Source organism: Ruegeria sp. BF8, assembly GCF_056538625.1.
The window spans coordinates 19,373-34,612 of the sequence record NZ_JBQFTL010000004.1; the positions used below are offsets into that span (position 1 = coordinate 19,373).

Below are 15,240 nucleotides of genomic sequence, written 5' to 3' on the forward strand. Positions count from 1 at the left end.
CTTCACTGACTGCGCAAAGCGTCAGAGGCCCGATCAGCGGCCTCATCCAGCCGTGCGTTGGCCGCGGCATGCAGTTTGTCCAGTTCTTCGTTCAAAACCCGTTGGGCCTGTCGCATCAGCTGATCGCGCCGATGGCCCAGCAACTCGTCCTCTTTGCGGGTGTTGGGCAGCAGAGCGCCAGCCAGAATACCTACGCCCAGCGCTAATGCTCCGGCCGCCAGCGGCTGATCATGAACGAAGGTTTGCGAGGCCTTCGCCGCCTTCCGCGCACGCTTCTCGACCGCTTGCTGCGCACTGATTGCGGCCTTGCGCGCCTCGATCACCCGGGCACGGGATTGGGGGGACAGCTTGTCCAGACCACGGTCCAAGGCGGCGGACAGCACGCTGGCAGATTGGCTGTGTTCAGTCATTCCGGTCATCTCCTGTTTCATGCGGCTGTCGGCGTCGGCGACACGCTGATCAAACCCGTTGAAGGCCTGCTGCGGAGGTACGGCCTGGGGCGGGGATTGGGTGCTTTTTGCGCCGGACCCGGGGCCCGCAACCAAAAGGGCTGCCCCTGCACCGAACAGAGCGAAGGCGGCCGGGTTTTTTCGAGCCGCGGACCAGAGCTGCGCACCGATCTGCCCACCATAGGCTTCAAGCGACGATTTCGCCTCGTCTGCCAGGCGCTGCGGCGCCAGCGTATCCGACAGAGCGTTCAGCGAGCGTGCAAGGGCGCTGCGTTCATATGCGATCTGCGTCTCAAGGGGTGTCAGGTCAGACATGGGTCGAATCCTTCATCGCTTCGATGTCGCGCTGCAGGTTTTTCATGGATTTCTCGGGGACCAGCGCGGTGGCGGACATGCGGGACTGGCCAAAAAGCGCCAGGCACGCAGCAGCCAGTGCCAAGCCCGCGCCAACGAGCAACGAGGCCATACCCGCCGACAATCCATTGGCGGCGATATACGCGACTAGGGCTGTGGCCAGGAGGTTCAGCGCGATCATCAACAGGATCAGAGCAATGCCAATGCAGGCCAGCCCTACGCCCGCTCGCGTCAGGTTTCGGGACAACTCCTCCTTGGCTAGCTTCGCCTCAGCCTGAAGCAAACTCGACAGATGTTTGAGCGCGTTTGCCAAAAGCCCCGGTGCCGATCGCAGATCGTTGGGGTTATGCATCGCGGCCACCATTCATCCGCGCCAGCGCGCTGGTGTGGCCCGACGTATCGACCGAAGTCCCATGCAGCGGCAACGGATCAATATCCCAAGGATCTGCACCAAAAGATGCAGATTGAGCCGCGCCGGTGTTGCGCGCGCTCAGGAAACGGGCTGCGGCAAACCCGGCCAGGGCAACCGATCCGACGAACAACAGCGGGTTTTGCTGGGCGAAATCAGAGACCTTTCGGCTCACACTGGCCAAATCGGCAGAGCGCACCTGCCCAGCCACGGCCTCCATGTTGTCCGCAATCCTCGACAGGACCTGATGCTGCACAGATTGGTCGGGAAATGCATCGGCGGCTGCGTCGGCTGCATGAGCGGCACTCTCAGCCTCCTGCGCTGCGCTGTCTTTCAAGGCTTCGGCCCGGGCCGAGGCCTCGGCGGTCACGGTGTCCTTTGCCTTGCCGGCCAGATCCTGGGCATGGGCTTTTGCTTTCTCCGTGGTCTCGGTTTGACGTGGCATGGTTCGATCTCCTGTGTTGAGGTCTCAAGCCCCCAACGCATGGCTAGCGAGATTGTTCCCAAGACCACTTCGGACGCCACTGAGGACACAGTTCGGTAGCCGTCCAATCGCCCTCGCATCTTGGCAGGTGCAGAAAAATCGCCGGCGCCCGGAACCAGTTCGAGTTTGATGCGTTTCACTGACAGCGACGAAGCAATCGAAAGGAAATTACGATGAACTGGGACCAAATTCTTGGACGCTGGACCGAATTCAAAGGCAAGCTGATCGAGCGTTTCGGAGAATTGACTGATGATGAAATCGAACAAGCGCGCGGCGATCGCGAGCAACTGGAAGGCATCATCCAAAAGAAATACGGAGACTCGAAAGAGGACGTTCGGGAAATCGTGGATCGCCTGATGAAGGACATGTAGCGCAAAGTTGGATGCACATATCGCGTGGGGTGGCGTCAAACCAACGGCGCCCCACACACTCCCAAGACCGACCCCAAAGGTAATCACGAGCGCATGAAGCTGTCTGACCTCATCAACACGCCCGTTGTCTCAGCTGGAACCGACCACGCAATTGGTCGCGTTTCCGATATCGCCATCCGCGCTGGGCAGACCGAGTTGGAGTACGTCTTGGTCAATCTGAGCATGACCGGGGGGAATGACCCGGTGGCGTTCACGGCCGATACGCTCGATCTTGGCGCAAGCGAGATAGAGTGCGCGTTCTCCCAACAACAATTGGATCACCTTCATCAGCGCAAAGACGACGAAGATCCCCTTGCAGTGGCCATCGAAGGCCTGCCGCCCCTGGTCATAGGGCCGTTCGGCAACGCGATTGCACCGGTTGTGATGGGGGCGGTCCTGAATGACGCCCTCCGCCAACGCCCCCAACCCACGCCACCCGGTAGCAACTTCCGATGGTTTACGAAGTTGCAGGGCAACCCCGTGTTTGACTCGACTGGTGAGTTGGGCAGATTCAAGGATATTGAGTTCGACCCTGACACCAAGGCACTGCGGTTTCTTCTGATCGACGGGCGACCAGATATCCTGAGTTTTCCATTCGCCGAGTTACGTAATATTCCCGACGACGAACACTACATGGTTCTGTCCAGATCTTCCGATCCGCTGCACCCGGTCTGAGTATCTGGACACGGCTTATCAAACCGCGCAGATGCGCGGTTTTTTCTTTTTAAAACAAATATTTTTGCATTCTTTTGGGAACAAGTCGCGGCGTCATTCGTTTGTTCAACAAGACCGCGGGAAATGCGGTCAGAACAGACCAAAGGAGTGAGCTATGAAACGTTTTCTGACCACAACTTCGATCGTTTTGGTGATGTCGGCATCGGCCTATGCAGAAAGCTCGAATGTCGAAGAAGTCGGCAAGAACCTGGAAGAGGCAGCCGAGGCAGCCGGTGATGCGCTGTCGAATACCGCGCAGGATATCAAGAACGCTGCGCAGAACACGGCGGAAGACGTCGACCAGGCAGCCGAAGCAACCGGTGAGTACATCAGCGAAAAAGCTGGGCAGGTGGCCGATGCAGTCGACCCCACCACCATCGACATCGAGGGTTATGTCCCCGTTGCCCAAGGCACCATCCCGGCCGAAGATCTGACCGGCATGCGCGTCTATGACGTCTCGCAAGAGTGGATCGGCGAGATCGAAGAGGTCGTCGTTGACATGGACGGATCGGTCGATGGTGCCGTGATCGGCGTCGGCGGGTTCCTCGGCTTGGGGGAAAAGGATGTTCTGATCGATTTCTCGCGCGTGTCGCTGATGCGTGAAGTCGATGGTGATACCACCTATGCCTTCGTTCACGCGGACAAGGAGATGCTGAAGGACATGCCGGCCTACGAAGGGTCGTAAACGGCTCCTCAGTCGCAAAGCATGTGATCAAGCCGCCGGCCGATTTTTCGGTCGGCGGTTCTTTAATTCCCGTCCATCCGCCGCGATCAGATCAGCGGTCGTGGAACGGCCTCGGTGATTTCGACCAAGCCAAGCTCGGCCAGACCCTCAAGATCGTTGATCTGCAGCACATTGTTGGACCACTCGGCCAGACCGAGATCCTTCAGCCGGCGCAGGGTCTTGTTCGTGTGAACCAGCGACAAGCCCAACGCATCCGCAAGATCCTGCTGCCGGTAGGGCAGCGGACACCGCAAGCCTTTAGCCAATCCGACGGCCTGCGACCTTGTGTAGAAGCGGTGCAGGCTCCACGCGATCTTCTCGATCGCGCCGCGCTGGCCAACGGTTGTCAGGGCGTCGCCCAGGAAATGCTCTTCGACGGCTGCCAGGAATGTAAGGTCAAAGGCCCGATCAGGCTGGTTCTGATATAACTCGAACAGCCGAGAGCGATTGAAAACGCACAGCCGCATCGCGGTTGTCGCTTCGACCGAGTGCCGCATCTCGCCCATGACGCCAGCTTGCAGCCCGACAAGATCGCCCGGAAGCACAAAACCGATGACCTGCCTACGACCGTTTTCCAGCGTTTTGTAACGAACGCCCATCCCGCTCAGAACCGTGAACAGATGCGCGGATTTCGCACCCTCGATGAACAGCTGTGTTCCGGGTTCGGCCTGCATCTCGCCGGTTTTGAACCCCTGCATGAACCGCAGGTCGTCTCCCGAGAACGGCAGGAAGACATCCATCTGCCTCAGCGGACAGTCCGCACATGCGATCAGAGAAATTTTTCGTTGCTGTGTCATAGTTTATTGCGGCGCTGCGGGATTGCCCTACGGTGGCATCGAACAGATTTCAGGATGGTATTTATGGAAGCCTCTTCCCGCAGCGTAGCAGATGTTTTAATTGTTACGGAAAACTTTATCGAAGCAGCGGACATCAGTGACGCCATCCCCGGAGTTTCGCCCGATCGCATTGTCCATATCCGCGAGCTGCACGCGGGCGGGCATTTCTGGCAGGACCCCGAATTCGCCCCGGCCCTGAGCGTACTGAGCTATCGCAGAAGTGAGACGTCATTTGACGCCGTCGCGCGGCTGTTGGTTGAACGCGGCAGTGCACTGTTGCTGCTGGACCCGTCCCCCGAGGTGCAAGCGCAATTTGAATGCGCGGCTCTGATACGGCCTTTCACGGCCGCAGATCTTGCACGCAAGATCGCATCCATCGATTTCAGTGGGAACGGCTTGAAGGTCGGTTCAGATCCTGGGTGAGTCGGCGCAGGGCGCATTGTGCCCCCAATATCCTTGAACGAAAAAAGCGCGGCCGATGCCGCGCTTTGTTTTTGTACTGACAATTTCCGAACTGATCAGATCGCGCTGCGCGCGGCCTTCGGGCCAAAGATCAGCCAGCAGATGAATCCGATGACCGGAAGCAACAGAACGAAAAGGACCCACAGGATTTTCGCACCGGTCGTCGCAGACGAACCGATGATCGAGATTATGGCCCAGATCGACAAAACCAGGACGATCAGACCGCCAATGCCATATACTTCCACCATACCGAAGTTCCTTTCGAATTACGTGTCGTTGTTCCTACGAGGAAACAACGCGATAGGTAGCCGAAAGTTCCCGACAAAGATCTGGGCGTGATCCCAGTTCTTTCAGAAGGTTTGAGGAACTTTGTACCTGACGGAACCAAAACGACCGGCAGAACGTTGGGTTTGAAGGTCGATACATGGGGTCAAAATGTCCGATAAAATCAAAGCGCCGCGAAAAGATCTTGTCGAGAAAGAAAGTGAGCGCGAAGCGGTCGAAGAAGCGTCCGGCCTGTCTCCGCGCCTGATATTCGAGACCATCCGCCAAAACGGCGAGGAGGAACTGGACCGCCCGACCAAAGCGTTGTTCTGGTCCGGGATTGCCGCAGGCGTGCTGATCAGCTTTTCGGTGCTCGGCGAAGCGATCTTGCGAGCACATCTGCCCGAAACCAGCGGGCGCTTTCTGATCGAGAACCTGGGTTATTCCCTCGGCTTTGTCCTGGTCATTTTGGGGCGGATGCAGCTATTCACCGAAAACACGATTACGACTGTTGTTCCAGCCATGATAAATCCGTCCATTGCCTGCTTCACCAAAACCGCGAGGCTGTGGGCAATCGTACTGGGTGCCAATGTGCTGGGGGCGTTTGCGATATCTGCCTTCCTGATCCATACGCCGGTGTTGTCGCCCCAGCTCGTCTCGGTCATCAACGACCTGAGCCACCACGCCACCGGCATGGGCGCCTGGGTTGGCTTTCTGCGCGGAATACCGGCGGGAATCCTAATTGCGGCGATCGTTTGGATGCTGCCTTCGGCACAGAACAACGAGGTGCTGGTAATCGTCATCTTCACTTGGATGATTGCGGCCGGTGACTTTACCCACGTCGTTGCCGGATCGGTGGAAATGGCGGTTCTGATGCTTCAGGGGCAGTTGCCAGCAGGCGCAGCCGTTTTCAGCTTTTTCCTACCCGTTCTCGCCGGCAACATCATCGGAGGAACCGCTGTCTTCACGATGCTGGCCTACGCCCAGATCAAACCCGAAATAGAAGAAGACCCAAAGCGCGGCTGAGGCGCTTTGGGTCGTTGGGATGGCGGGCTGGTTGGCGTGGCAGTGACGAATAGCGCTGTCAGCGATTCCTGATGAAAAACCAGATCAGTAGACCGGCCAAACCCAAGCCGAGCATGGCCGGCAATACGTATTCGATGCCCATATCGGTCGCGGTGTACCGCGTGTTCTAACCGCGGTCCGCCTTGCGCAACGCGAGGCCCAGCAGGACACCCACGCCCAACGCTCCGACCATTGCCAAGCCCGGGTTCTCGCGCACGAATGCGGCACTTTTCTCGGATGTCTGTGTCAGCTGCTTTTGCGCCTCGTCGCGCGCCGTCTTCAACGTGTCACGCGTTGCGGTTACGCCATCTTCCAACGCTGATTTTGCCTCCTTGGCCACTTCGTCGATCCGCGCCGCCATCTCGACATGCGGAGTGTCCTGAGGGGCCTTCTTCGCCGTTTTCTGTGTCATGTCAGATCTCCTTTCATCGACCCAACGCGGGCGGTCGCCAAAGGTTCCACCAAAATGATCCGGAACCAATCTGGGGTTCCAAGCGTTGACCCGTCAGTAGTCACAAAAATGAAAGGAAATCCCATGTTGTCTTGGGCGCTGATCTTTTTCGCACTTGCTATCGTTGCTGGCATCTTCGGGTTTGGCGGCATCGCGTCTGCCTCGGCCGGTATCGCACAGATCCTTTTCGTGATCTTTCTGGTCCTGTTCATCGGTTCGCTGATCTTGCGGCTGATCCGTGGGTAAGCCCCCGCGCATCCGCACTCCCTGAAACAGTACCCCGAGGTTCAAAGCCCTATGAAAGATGCCGTCCATACCCAAACCGCCGCCGAATTGCTGATTGCCTGCCTGGAAGCCAACGGCGTGACCTGTGCATTCGGTGTTCCGGGTGAGGAAACAACCGATCTGATCGCCGCAATCGACAAGTCGAGCATCGACTTCGTCCTGTGCCGGCACGAGCAGTCGGCGGCGTTCATGGCATCGGTTCATGGTCGATTGACGGGGAACCCGGCGGTTTGCCTTTCGACGCTTGGACCTGGAGCGACCAACCTTGTCACCGGTGTGGCTGACGCTACGCTTGACCATGTGCCGCTGATCGCCCTCACGGGACAGGGGGCGCGGTCCAGGCTGGGCCGCGAAAGCCATCAGATCATCGATCTCGAAGCACTCTTCGCGCCAGTCACCAAGTTGAGCCGAACGCTGATGGTTGCGGATGAAATCCCCCAAGTCGTGGCCGAGGCCGTGCGATTGAGCAAGCTCGACAAACCCGGAGCCGTCCATCTTTCCCTGCCCGAAGATCTGGCCGAGGTCCCGATTCTGGCCGAACCTTTCGTGGCGCCGCCGCCAGCCGAGGTGCGACCGGCGGCCGATGCGGTCATCCGTTCCGCGCGCCTGCTGGCCGAGGCGAAAAAGCCCTTGATCCTTGCGGGACACGGGGTGATCCGATCCGGCACCGCAAGCGACGTTCGGGCACTTGCAGAAAGCCTTTCTGCCCCGGTCGTCACGACGTTCATGGCCAAAGGCGTTCTGCCTCCGGGACACCCGCTCTCGCTGCATTCGATCGGTCAGCCGGGCAAAGAATTGGCATCAGAAGCCTTCGACCTGTGCGACCTGATCATTGCCATCGGGTTTGACCCGGTCGAATATCCACCCTCGAACATTTCGATGGGCGGTAAGAAGCCGGTTCTTGAGGTCTCGGACGTGGCCTCGACCGTTGATGTGGACTGGCCGGTAAAGGCCGCTCTGACAGGCGACCTTCCGCACTGCATCGACGTTCTGGCAAAGGCCACGGCCGAACGTCCCCCGCAAAGCTGGTTCAAAGATCTTCAGCGGAGGATTGACGCCTCGCTGGAAGGTGGGCCAACACCTTCCGACGCCGCTTGTGTCGCGCCGTCGGACATATGTCAGGCGATTTCCGAAACGCTTCGCGAAAGCGACGTTTTGCTGTCTGGCGTGGGCCTGCACAAGCTTTGGGTCGCCAGCAAGGTTCAAGCGCGCCGGGCGGGGCAAATCATCATTCCGAACGGCCTGGCCGGTATGGGCCTTGCGCTGCCCGGAGCGATCGAGGCTGCGCGCCTGTTGGACGAGGGTCGGGTGATCGCCGTTTGCGGTGATGGGGACTTCCTGATGAACGTTCAGGAGATGGAGACGGCGGCCCGGTTGTGCGTGCCTGTTACCGTTCTGATCTGGGAAGACAACGGCTATGGTCTGATCGACGAAAAACAGCCAGGTGCGCGCGAGTTTTCCTTCGGCAACCCCGATTGGGAGTCACTGACCCGATCCTTTGGCTGGATCTACCACGATATCGAAAGTCACAGCAAACTTGCTCCTGCGCTGCAGGCGGCGGCTGACGTCGCCGTTCCGACCTTGCTGCGGGCGTCGGTCGACTATTCGGCTGATGGCGGGATGCCCACCGTCACCTGATTTTTCCGCCGAAAGTGGAACCAAATCCGCCTTTGGGCGTTTCTTCCCCAGTAGAAAAAAGGAGTTGTCATGACCGACGCATTGAACGTTGTCCCGAACGAAAACCCCGTTTCCACTGGCGTGCGCGACACCGCGCCCTTGGCCAAGGGTTTGGCTGATGTTCTGGCCGATACCTACCGGCTGACCTTCAAGACACATGCGTATCACTGGAACGTGGAAGGCCCGCTGTTCTACTCGATTCACAAGCTGACCGAAGAACAGTACGAAAACATGTTCGCCGCCGCTGATGAGATCGCGGAACGCATCCGCGCGCTGGGTCATCTGGCACCCTCGCGTATGTCCGACATCCTCGATTTCTCGGCCATCAAAGATCGCGAAGGGGACCTGTCCGCCGCCGACATGATCGAAGATCTGGCTGCTGATCACGAACGAGTGGCGCACCGCCTGCACGCCCTGACCGAGCTTGCAGGAAGCCGCAAAGACGTCGTGACCGAAGATCTGGCGACCGAACGTTCGGCTTTTCATGAGCAGGCAGCGTGGATGCTGCGGGCGATCTCCAAATCAAGCTGACGGGGTGCCCGGGCGCGTGTGTCGTTTTGCGACCCAACCGTGCGCGTTTAAGGTCTTGCGCAGGCTTGCCGAAAAACCGGCAAGCCTGCACATTTCAATCTGGTGACCAGTCCAAAGGGCGGCAATGTCTGGAAAAAACACGAAAAGCCAAAACTTGGCCGAGGAGCGGACCGACTGGGCCGAAGACCGCACGATTTTGGCAAATGAGCGCACATTTGCAGGCTGGATGAGAACCGGAATGGCATGCGTAGCCATCGCCCTTGGGCTCAAGGCCGTATTTTCCGCCGTCGAGCCCGAGTGGCTGGCGAAAGCCGCAGCCACTCTTTTTGTGTTGATCTCGCTGCTGATCTATTGGGGAGCCTGGATGAACGCCCGCCGCGTGTATTCCCGATTGGAAGCACACAGCGCCCAACCAGCATCTCGCTTCCACTTGCAGTTGGTTGTTGGGAGCCTGTCCCTCGGATCAATCGCATGTTGCCTTGTTTTGTGGCTTGTCTAATTGAGGCACTTGGCGTGCCCCCGTCGGGTGGTGGGGTTTGATTGTTGGTACATTATCGGCCTCTGGTCCACCGGCACGATGCATTCTGGCGCGAGCGGACAGTAGCCCAGTGAGCTGTGTGGCCTGACGGCGTTGTAGTGGACACGCCATTACTCGATCAGAATTCTGGCTTCCTTAGGCCGTAGAATAGCTCGCCGTTGTGCAGTTCATCGCGGAACCGTGCGTTGAAGCTTTCGCAGCAGCCGTTTTCCCAAGGTGAGCACATCGGCCTCCCACAGGATGTCCTCAAGCCCCCAGGCCTTGATCGGATCGAGCCCATGGCGCTGATAGCGGGCGAAATGCAGGTCGCCAAGAACCACGGGGGGCCGGTCTGGTACGGAATGGTCACATGGGTCAGGGCGGTGTCTTCAATGCAGCAAGGGGCGCATCGCCAGCGTCTCGGCGCGGTCGAGCATCCGGGCGACGGAGCGCAGGCTTGGGCGGCTCTGCCTGACGGCACCGGTCTCGAAGATGGCGGCAAGGGCGTCGACAGCAGGCGCGGGAAGGTTCCGCCGCGCGGCTTCGGTCATGGCGAAGTCCCTTAGCTGCCCCGTGGTCAGATCCGGCAGGTCCAGCACCACGCAGCGGCTTTGAAACGGTTCCGGCAGGCCCTGCCTGCTGTTCGCCGTCATCACCCAGTTGACCCAGGACATGTCCATCTTGACCTGGAAGAACGGGCATTCCCAGGTTGCTGCCGTCATCCGCTCCAGCTGCGGCAGGAGCGCGTCCGTCAGCGTGTGCCGCGTGCCTTTGTTGGAGTGGACCTCGTCGGCTTTCTCTATCTCGTCGATGATCACCAGAGGTCCGGCATGCCGGCTGTTCAAGACCGTGTTGACCAGCTTGCCCGCGTGGGCGCTGCCCCAGCCGCGCTGGGATCCGGTGAGCGCGAAGGACGCCGGCTCGCCCGTTGCGTCAATCTTGGTCGCGGGCACCTCCAGATGATGGGCCAGCCGCCGGGCCCAAAAGCTCTTGCCGATGCCGGGCGGGCCGATAAGGACGAGCGGCGTGAAACGGACACCGGGCAGGCCCTCGCGCGCCGAGGCCCGCAGCCCGTGCCAGACGGCTTCGCTGGCGGGCGCCATCCAGGGCATCTCGGCGTGGAGCGCGGCGGCGATCTCATCCGCCTCGTGTTCGGTGGTGATGCGGGTGACCGGCAGCCCGCCACGCAAGGGCGTCAGCTTCGCACGGTTCTCCTCGCTGAGATGAGACAGGCCGGACAGGGCGTCCAGCCGCTGCACGTAGCGGTGCGCGCGACGCCGGATCTTCCGCCGCTCGGCCTCATTCAGATAGTCGAAGAACTGATCCATCTTGTCACGGCCGTCTTCATCGTCACCGGTCTGGGCCGCCTGGCGTTGCCTGCGGAGGCCGCGCAGAAATGTCTTCAGGCGCCGCTCGACCTCGTGCAGCGTCGGCAGGTCGTCTTCGAACCGCAGCGCATGGAATGGAATCGTGGTCGTGGCACGGGGCATCGCAGAATCCTTTCGTGGCGCGACAGGGCTTGCCGCGCTGGTGTCCACACCGCCGGGGCGGGCGGGGCTGATGGGTGTGAAAGGTTCCGGAACCTGTGGAACGATTAGGGAACATCTAACATGCTGCGTGTCAATGCATCCTGATTGGGTTGCGCCATCGAACCCGGCCGGAATGAACGAACCGCTACACGGCGCACAAGTTGTTGAAAGAACTGCGCTAAAAACAAAGCAGATTCGAGTTCAATTCAAAAAACCGTTTTTTGTCGCAAAAACGGACTTTGGATGTCGAACGTCACTCACTAGGATCAGGAACTGGCGATCCCGGAAGGACTCGAACCCTCAACCTGCTGATTAGAAGTCAGCTGCTCTATCCAGTTGAGCTACGGGACCGCTGGGCCCTTCTTGATCGGTTTAGGGCCGGGGTTCAAGAGCCAAGCGCATGAACGCGCTGTTGGGATCGTCCCGATACCCAAAGATCGGACCGCAATAGCTGTATCGCAACGCTTCATAGAGTTTGCGTGCGGCGTCGTACTCGGCCAGATGGGCAGCGCCGGTTTCCAGAACCAGAGCAGAGATTCCGTCAGCGCGTGCGCATTCGGCCAGGTGGTTCATCATCGTCCGCGCCAAACCGCGCCCACGTGCTTTGGCCAGGATATGGACCGATTTCACCTCGGCCGTCCCGTCCGGCAAAGCCTTCAATGCGCCGCACCCCACAGGCTCGTCGTCGTCAAACAGGGCCCAGAACCGAATACCCGGCCCAGAGAGCGCCTCGGCATCCATCGTGTGATTGCTTTCGGCGGGTCCCGCGGTTTCGCTGTGCGCGAAATGCGCCTCGACCACCGGCCGCAGGGCAGCCGAAGTCGGATCCGCTTCGCGGATGTCAATCATTCAGTGGGTCCAGGGACCGCGGCGGTCTGTTGCAAAATTCTCGCCATACCCGCGCTGGCGCAGGTTGGGTTTGCGCTTGTGCGGTTCGCTGACCAGAACTTCGATGCCATGATCCTTGGCATAGTCCAACGCTTCTTCCTTGGTGTCGAACTTCAGGCGAACCTGGGATTGCATGTCAGAAGACGATGTCCAGCCCATCAGCGGATCAACCTCGCGCGCCGACGCAGGCGCGAATTCCAAAACCCATTTGCGGGTCTTGGCCATACCCGACGTCATCGCATTTCTTGCAGGCTGGTAAATCCGTGCGCGCATGTCGCCTCTCCATACTCGGTTGGTCGCGACCGTTTATGCGTCAGAGTGCGGGCGGGGACAAGATTGCAAATGCCGCAGGGCCATGCAAATGACCGGCGCTGCAGGGGTTGCATGCGGACAAAATAAGAACAAATGTAAGAAGCCCAAGCGGAGCCTGCCGATGCCCTATGCACATTCTGACAAAACCCAGCTGACCGTCGACGATGTCCGCGCCCGCCTGAAGCTCGAGGGCGGCAAGCGGTTCGTCATGCATACGGAGTTTGCGCCGGCCGGGGATCAGCCAACGGCCATCAAGGAACTCGCCGCCGGTGTCCTGGACGGCGAGCGCGATCAGGTGCTGCTGGGTGCCACGGGCACCGGCAAGACCTTCACCATGGCCAAGGTGATCGAGGAAACCCAGCGCCCCGCCATCATCCTGGCCCCCAACAAGACGCTGGCGGCCCAGCTTTACGGCGAGTTCAAAGGCTTCTTCCCGGACAACGCGGTCGAGTATTTCGTCTCGTACTACGACTACTACCAGCCCGAAGCCTATGTGCCGCGCAGCGACACCTATATCGAGAAGGAATCGCAGATCAACGAACAGATCGACCGGATGCGCCACTCGGCCACCCGGGCGCTGCTCGAGCGTGACGACGTCATCATCGTGGCCTCGGTCTCGTGCATCTACGGCATCGGCTCGGTCGAGACCTACGGGGCGATGACGCAGGATCTGAAGGTCGGGAACGAATACGACCAGCGGCAGGTGATGGCCGATCTGGTGGCTCAGCAATACCGCCGCAACGATCAGGCCTTCCAGCGCGGCAGCTTCCGGGTGCGGGGCGATTCCCTGGAAATCTGGCCCGCCCACCTGGAAGACCGGGCCTGGAAACTCTCGTTCTTCGGCGAAGAACTGGAGGCCATCACCGAATTCGACCCCCTGACCGGCGAGCGCACCGACACGATGGAGCAGATCCGCGTCTATGCGAACTCGCACTACGTCACGCCGAAACCGACGATGCAGCAGGCGATCCTCGGCATCAAAAAGGAGCTGCGCCAACGGCTGGACCAGCTAGTGGGCGAGGGCAAGCTGCTGGAAGCTCAGCGGCTGGAACAGCGCACCAATTTCGACCTGGAAATGCTGGAGGCCACCGGCGTCTGCAACGGGATCGAGAACTACTCGCGCTATCTGACCGGCCGCGCACCGGGCGAGCCGCCCCCGACCCTGTTCGAATTCATCCCCGACAACGCCATCGTCTTTGCCGACGAAAGCCACGTCTCGGTGCCGCAAATCGGCGGCATGTATCGCGGCGACTACCGGCGCAAGTTCACGCTGGCCGAACACGGGTTCCGCCTGCCCTCCTGCATGGACAACCGTCCCCTCAAGTTCGAGGAATGGGACGCCATGCGCCCGCAGTCGGTCTTCGTCAGCGCCACCCCGGCCAAGTGGGAACTGGAGCAGACCGGCGGCGTCTTCACCGAACAGGTGATCCGTCCCACGGGCCTCTTGGACCCCGAGGTTGAAATCCGCCCCGTCGAGATGCAGGTCGACGACCTGCTGGACGAGGTGCGCAAGGTTTCGGCCAAGGGGTTCCGCACGCTGGTCACCACGCTGACCAAACGCATGGCCGAAGACCTGACCGAATACATGCACGAACAGGGCATCAAGGTCCGGTACATGCATTCCGACATCGACACGATCGAGCGGATCGAGATCCTGCGCGACCTGCGGCTGGGTGCCTTCGACGTGCTGGTGGGCATCAACCTGCTGCGCGAGGGGCTCGACATTCCCGAATGCGGGCTGGTCGCCATTCTGGACGCGGACAAAGAGGGCTTCCTGCGCTCGGAAACCTCGCTGATCCAGACCATCGGCCGCGCCGCGCGCAACGCCGAGGGCCGCGTGATCATGTATGCCGACCGCATCACCGGCAGCATGGAGCGTGCGCTGGAGGAAACCAACCGCCGCCGCGCCAAGCAGATCGCCTATAACGAGGAACACGGCATCACGCCCGAGACGGTGAAGAAGAATGTCGAGGACGTTCTGGCCGGTCTCTATGCCGGCGACGTGGACATGAACCGCGTCACCGCCACCATCGACAAACCGATGCACGGCGCCAACCTCGAGGCCCATCTGGACGGGTTGCGCGATCAGATGCGCAAGGCGGCCGAGAACCTGGAATTCGAAGAGGCTGCCCGCATCCGGGATGAGATCAAGCGTCTGGAAGCGGTCGATCTGGCAGTCGCCGACGACCCCATGGCGCGGCAATGGGCGGTCGAGAAAGCCTCGGAAGACGCGGTCCGGTCGCAGGGGCGGTCAACGGCCGGACGGCCGGGGCAGCGAGGTGGGAATGTGAAGAGAAGGAAGAGGTGAACCTATCTGAACTCTACACGGTTGTCCTTTATTTTGCCTCGCACGAAGACATCCTTCTGAGATATATTCGGGAACTGCTGTTCCCAATCCCTATATCTGTCGTTTGATACTATCCGCGCGTTCAGTTTTTGAGCATCCGTAATCAACAGCGGATCAGCAGGCGTTCCTTTCGGCGCAACCCAAATACGACGTGCGGGAAACCGAAGTGCTTTGGACAGCTTCGCGGGATCTAGGTAACGGCCTGCAACCAAATAACCGATATTTGCATCAAACCAGATTACAGGTTCAAGCCCTTCCGAGATCAGCTCGTCAATTACTATTCTCACAGAGTCTAGGTCCGGTTTTTCGTTATTCCAATACAGCACATTTGACCCGTCTATCACGACCCAATTGGCTTGTTTGCGCAGCTTAGTTCTAATTAGTAGTATAATTGCCAGAACTGAACCGACGACCCCGGCCAACATTGGAAATGTTATGACCGGACCGAAAGCCGTCACCGACAATAACACCGCTGCTAAGGAAAAAATTAACAAAAAAGCAAACCTAATCATACAGAGATTGATAGCAAGAT

At 59.6% G+C, this 15,240-nt stretch carries 21 protein-coding genes, 1 tRNA gene and 1 pseudogene; 10 read left to right on the top strand and 13 right to left on the bottom strand.

What is annotated here, in order from left to right; genetic code table 11:
- Positions 1 to 2: 2 nt before the first annotated feature.
- The 3 genes from ACR0LD_RS13640 to ACR0LD_RS13650 are packed head-to-tail and all read right to left on the bottom strand — an operon-like array spanning position 3 to position 1,657.
- Positions 3 to 764: a DUF883 family protein gene (locus ACR0LD_RS13640; RefSeq protein WP_170360304.1), complete on the bottom strand. Its 762-nt coding sequence runs from the start codon at positions 762 to 764 to the stop codon at positions 3 to 5.
- A complete protein-coding gene (locus ACR0LD_RS13645; protein WP_480637441.1) occupies positions 757 to 1,155 on the bottom strand; it encodes a phage holin family protein in 399 nt (132 codons plus the stop codon). The genes ACR0LD_RS13640 and ACR0LD_RS13645 overlap by 8 nt, the downstream gene beginning before the upstream one ends.
- Positions 1,148 to 1,657 (bottom strand): hypothetical protein, encoded by a 510-nt coding sequence (locus tag ACR0LD_RS13650; RefSeq protein WP_480637443.1) that lies wholly within the window; start codon positions 1,655 to 1,657, stop codon positions 1,148 to 1,150. Before ACR0LD_RS13650 ends, ACR0LD_RS13645 begins: the two co-directional genes overlap by 8 nt.
- A 212-nt stretch (positions 1,658 to 1,869) precedes the next feature.
- Between ACR0LD_RS13650 and ACR0LD_RS13655 the strand changes: the two genes are divergently transcribed.
- From ACR0LD_RS13655 to ACR0LD_RS13665, 3 genes are all read left to right on the top strand, one after another.
- Positions 1,870 to 2,067, top strand: a complete 198-nt coding sequence (locus ACR0LD_RS13655) for a CsbD family protein (protein WP_170365257.1) — start codon at positions 1,870 to 1,872, stop codon at positions 2,065 to 2,067.
- 93 nt (positions 2,068 to 2,160) lie between these two features.
- Entirely contained in the window at positions 2,161 to 2,781 is a 621-nt protein-coding gene (locus ACR0LD_RS13660; protein WP_170436632.1) for a PRC-barrel domain-containing protein, read from the top strand.
- Positions 2,782 to 2,935: 154 nt separating this feature from the next.
- Entirely contained in the window at positions 2,936 to 3,505 is a 570-nt protein-coding gene (locus ACR0LD_RS13665) for a PRC-barrel domain-containing protein (RefSeq protein WP_170373028.1), read from the top strand.
- An 86-nt stretch (positions 3,506 to 3,591) separates the two neighbouring features.
- Here the strand turns inward: ACR0LD_RS13665 and ACR0LD_RS13670 are convergent, their stop codons facing one another.
- Entirely contained in the window at positions 3,592 to 4,341 is a 750-nt protein-coding gene (locus ACR0LD_RS13670; protein ID WP_170365262.1) for a Crp/Fnr family transcriptional regulator, read from the bottom strand.
- Positions 4,342 to 4,404: 63 nt separating this feature from the next.
- On the opposite strand from ACR0LD_RS13670, the gene ACR0LD_RS13675 reads away from it, so the two are divergent.
- Positions 4,405 to 4,803 carry a hypothetical protein gene (locus ACR0LD_RS13675; RefSeq protein ID WP_170452354.1) on the top strand — a complete coding sequence of 133 codons (399 nt, stop codon included), beginning with the start codon at positions 4,405 to 4,407 and terminating at the stop codon, positions 4,801 to 4,803.
- A 95-nt stretch (positions 4,804 to 4,898) separates the two neighbouring features.
- Here the strand turns inward: ACR0LD_RS13675 and ACR0LD_RS13680 are convergent, their stop codons facing one another.
- Positions 4,899 to 5,090, bottom strand: a complete 192-nt coding sequence (locus ACR0LD_RS13680; protein ID WP_093961670.1) for a PLD nuclease N-terminal domain-containing protein — start codon at positions 5,088 to 5,090, stop codon at positions 4,899 to 4,901.
- Positions 5,091 to 5,277: 187 nt separating this feature from the next.
- Here ACR0LD_RS13680 and ACR0LD_RS13685 point away from each other — a divergent pair, with 187 nt between their 5' ends.
- Positions 5,278 to 6,132, top strand: a complete 855-nt coding sequence (locus ACR0LD_RS13685; protein WP_480637446.1) for a formate/nitrite transporter family protein — start codon at positions 5,278 to 5,280, stop codon at positions 6,130 to 6,132.
- A 166-nt stretch (positions 6,133 to 6,298) separates the two neighbouring features.
- Here the strand turns inward: ACR0LD_RS13685 and ACR0LD_RS13690 are convergent, their stop codons facing one another.
- Positions 6,299 to 6,583 (bottom strand): DUF883 family protein, encoded by a 285-nt coding sequence (locus ACR0LD_RS13690; protein WP_170367725.1) that lies wholly within the window; start codon positions 6,581 to 6,583, stop codon positions 6,299 to 6,301.
- 123 nt (positions 6,584 to 6,706) lie between these two features.
- Between ACR0LD_RS13690 and ACR0LD_RS13695 the strand changes: the two genes are divergently transcribed.
- The 4 genes from ACR0LD_RS13695 to ACR0LD_RS13710 all read left to right on the top strand — a co-directional run bounded on the left by ACR0LD_RS13695 (position 6,707) and on the right by ACR0LD_RS13710 (position 9,614).
- Complete coding sequence (locus ACR0LD_RS13695; protein ID WP_093961673.1) at positions 6,707 to 6,868, top strand: DUF1328 domain-containing protein; 162 nt, start codon at positions 6,707 to 6,709, stop codon at positions 6,866 to 6,868.
- Positions 6,869 to 6,919: 51 nt separating this feature from the next.
- Positions 6,920 to 8,545, top strand: coding sequence for an acetolactate synthase large subunit (locus ACR0LD_RS13700; protein WP_480637449.1), 1,626 nt, complete (start codon positions 6,920 to 6,922; stop codon positions 8,543 to 8,545).
- Positions 8,546 to 8,614: 69 nt separating this feature from the next.
- Positions 8,615 to 9,115, top strand: a complete 501-nt coding sequence (locus ACR0LD_RS13705; RefSeq protein WP_170360286.1) for a Dps family protein — start codon at positions 8,615 to 8,617, stop codon at positions 9,113 to 9,115.
- A gap of 124 nt (positions 9,116 to 9,239) precedes the next feature.
- Positions 9,240 to 9,614, top strand: coding sequence for a YidH family protein (locus ACR0LD_RS13710; RefSeq protein ID WP_170360284.1), 375 nt, complete (start codon positions 9,240 to 9,242; stop codon positions 9,612 to 9,614).
- Here ACR0LD_RS13710 and ACR0LD_RS13715 read toward each other — a convergent pair.
- The 6 genes and pseudogenes from ACR0LD_RS13715 to ACR0LD_RS13740 form a co-directional block, all read right to left on the bottom strand.
- Positions 9,611 to 9,873 (bottom strand): annotated as a pseudogene (locus tag ACR0LD_RS13715) (integrase core domain-containing protein); the annotation flags it as partial. The gene ACR0LD_RS13710 and the pseudogene ACR0LD_RS13715 sit on opposite strands and share 4 nt — an antisense overlap.
- Positions 9,821 to 9,973 (bottom strand): hypothetical protein, encoded by a 153-nt coding sequence (locus ACR0LD_RS13720; RefSeq protein ID WP_244952476.1) that lies wholly within the window; start codon positions 9,971 to 9,973, stop codon positions 9,821 to 9,823. The gene ACR0LD_RS13720 and the pseudogene ACR0LD_RS13715, both read right to left, overlap by 53 nt.
- A gap of 48 nt (positions 9,974 to 10,021) precedes the next feature.
- Positions 10,022 to 11,122: an AAA family ATPase gene (locus ACR0LD_RS13725; RefSeq protein ID WP_480637451.1), complete on the bottom strand. Its 1,101-nt coding sequence runs from the start codon at positions 11,120 to 11,122 to the stop codon at positions 10,022 to 10,024.
- A 313-nt stretch (positions 11,123 to 11,435) separates the two neighbouring features.
- Positions 11,436 to 11,512: transfer RNA gene (locus ACR0LD_RS13730), tRNA-Arg, on the bottom strand.
- 21 nt (positions 11,513 to 11,533) lie between these two features.
- On the bottom strand, positions 11,534 to 12,010 hold the full coding sequence (locus tag ACR0LD_RS13735) for a GNAT family N-acetyltransferase (RefSeq protein WP_170343251.1): 477 nt from the start codon (positions 12,008 to 12,010) through the stop codon (positions 11,534 to 11,536).
- Positions 12,011 to 12,322, bottom strand: coding sequence for an ETC complex I subunit (locus tag ACR0LD_RS13740; RefSeq protein WP_170369659.1), 312 nt, complete (start codon positions 12,320 to 12,322; stop codon positions 12,011 to 12,013). It lies immediately after the preceding gene.
- Positions 12,323 to 12,482: 160 nt separating this feature from the next.
- Between ACR0LD_RS13740 and uvrB the strand changes: the two genes are divergently transcribed.
- On the top strand, positions 12,483 to 14,669 hold the full coding sequence (uvrB, locus tag ACR0LD_RS13745; RefSeq protein ID WP_170372128.1) for an excinuclease ABC subunit UvrB: 2,187 nt from the start codon (positions 12,483 to 12,485) through the stop codon (positions 14,667 to 14,669).
- 2 nt (positions 14,670 to 14,671) lie between these two features.
- Here uvrB and ACR0LD_RS13750 read toward each other — a convergent pair whose 3' ends face one another.
- A complete protein-coding gene (locus ACR0LD_RS13750) occupies positions 14,672 to 15,220 on the bottom strand; it encodes an NYN domain-containing protein (RefSeq protein WP_480637454.1) in 549 nt (182 codons plus the stop codon).
- Positions 15,221 to 15,240 lie beyond the last annotated feature (20 nt).

Bases quoted from the DNA above. Each gene is read 5' to 3' on its own strand.
- ACR0LD_RS13640 (WP_170360304.1), bottom strand. From the start codon at position 764: ATGTCTGACCTGACACCCCTTGAGACGCAGATCGCATATGAACGCAGC.
- ACR0LD_RS13645 (WP_480637441.1), bottom strand. From the start codon at position 1,155: ATGCATAACCCCAACGATCTGCGATCGGCACCGGGGCTTTTGGCAAAC.
- ACR0LD_RS13650 (WP_480637443.1), bottom strand. From the start codon at position 1,657: ATGCCACGTCAAACCGAGACCACGGAGAAAGCAAAAGCCCATGCCCAG.
- ACR0LD_RS13655 (WP_170365257.1), top strand. From the start codon at position 1,870: ATGAACTGGGACCAAATTCTTGGACGCTGGACCGAATTCAAAGGCAAG.
- ACR0LD_RS13660 (WP_170436632.1), top strand. From the start codon at position 2,161: ATGAAGCTGTCTGACCTCATCAACACGCCCGTTGTCTCAGCTGGAACC.
- ACR0LD_RS13665 (WP_170373028.1), top strand. From the start codon at position 2,936: ATGAAACGTTTTCTGACCACAACTTCGATCGTTTTGGTGATGTCGGCA.
- ACR0LD_RS13670 (WP_170365262.1), bottom strand. From the start codon at position 4,341: ATGACACAGCAACGAAAAATTTCTCTGATCGCATGTGCGGACTGTCCG.
- ACR0LD_RS13675 (WP_170452354.1), top strand. From the start codon at position 4,405: ATGGAAGCCTCTTCCCGCAGCGTAGCAGATGTTTTAATTGTTACGGAA.
- ACR0LD_RS13680 (WP_093961670.1), bottom strand. From the start codon at position 5,090: ATGGTGGAAGTATATGGCATTGGCGGTCTGATCGTCCTGGTTTTGTCG.
- ACR0LD_RS13685 (WP_480637446.1), top strand. From the start codon at position 5,278: ATGTCCGATAAAATCAAAGCGCCGCGAAAAGATCTTGTCGAGAAAGAA.
- ACR0LD_RS13690 (WP_170367725.1), bottom strand. From the start codon at position 6,583: ATGACACAGAAAACGGCGAAGAAGGCCCCTCAGGACACTCCGCATGTC.
- ACR0LD_RS13695 (WP_093961673.1), top strand. From the start codon at position 6,707: ATGTTGTCTTGGGCGCTGATCTTTTTCGCACTTGCTATCGTTGCTGGC.
- ACR0LD_RS13700 (WP_480637449.1), top strand. From the start codon at position 6,920: ATGAAAGATGCCGTCCATACCCAAACCGCCGCCGAATTGCTGATTGCC.
- ACR0LD_RS13705 (WP_170360286.1), top strand. From the start codon at position 8,615: ATGACCGACGCATTGAACGTTGTCCCGAACGAAAACCCCGTTTCCACT.
- ACR0LD_RS13710 (WP_170360284.1), top strand. From the start codon at position 9,240: ATGTCTGGAAAAAACACGAAAAGCCAAAACTTGGCCGAGGAGCGGACC.
- ACR0LD_RS13725 (WP_480637451.1), bottom strand. From the start codon at position 11,122: ATGCCCCGTGCCACGACCACGATTCCATTCCATGCGCTGCGGTTCGAA.
- ACR0LD_RS13735 (WP_170343251.1), bottom strand. From the start codon at position 12,010: ATGATTGACATCCGCGAAGCGGATCCGACTTCGGCTGCCCTGCGGCCG.
- ACR0LD_RS13740 (WP_170369659.1), bottom strand. From the start codon at position 12,322: ATGCGCGCACGGATTTACCAGCCTGCAAGAAATGCGATGACGTCGGGT.
- uvrB (WP_170372128.1), top strand. From the start codon at position 12,483: ATGCCCTATGCACATTCTGACAAAACCCAGCTGACCGTCGACGATGTC.
- ACR0LD_RS13750 (WP_480637454.1), bottom strand. From the start codon at position 15,220: ATGATTAGGTTTGCTTTTTTGTTAATTTTTTCCTTAGCAGCGGTGTTA.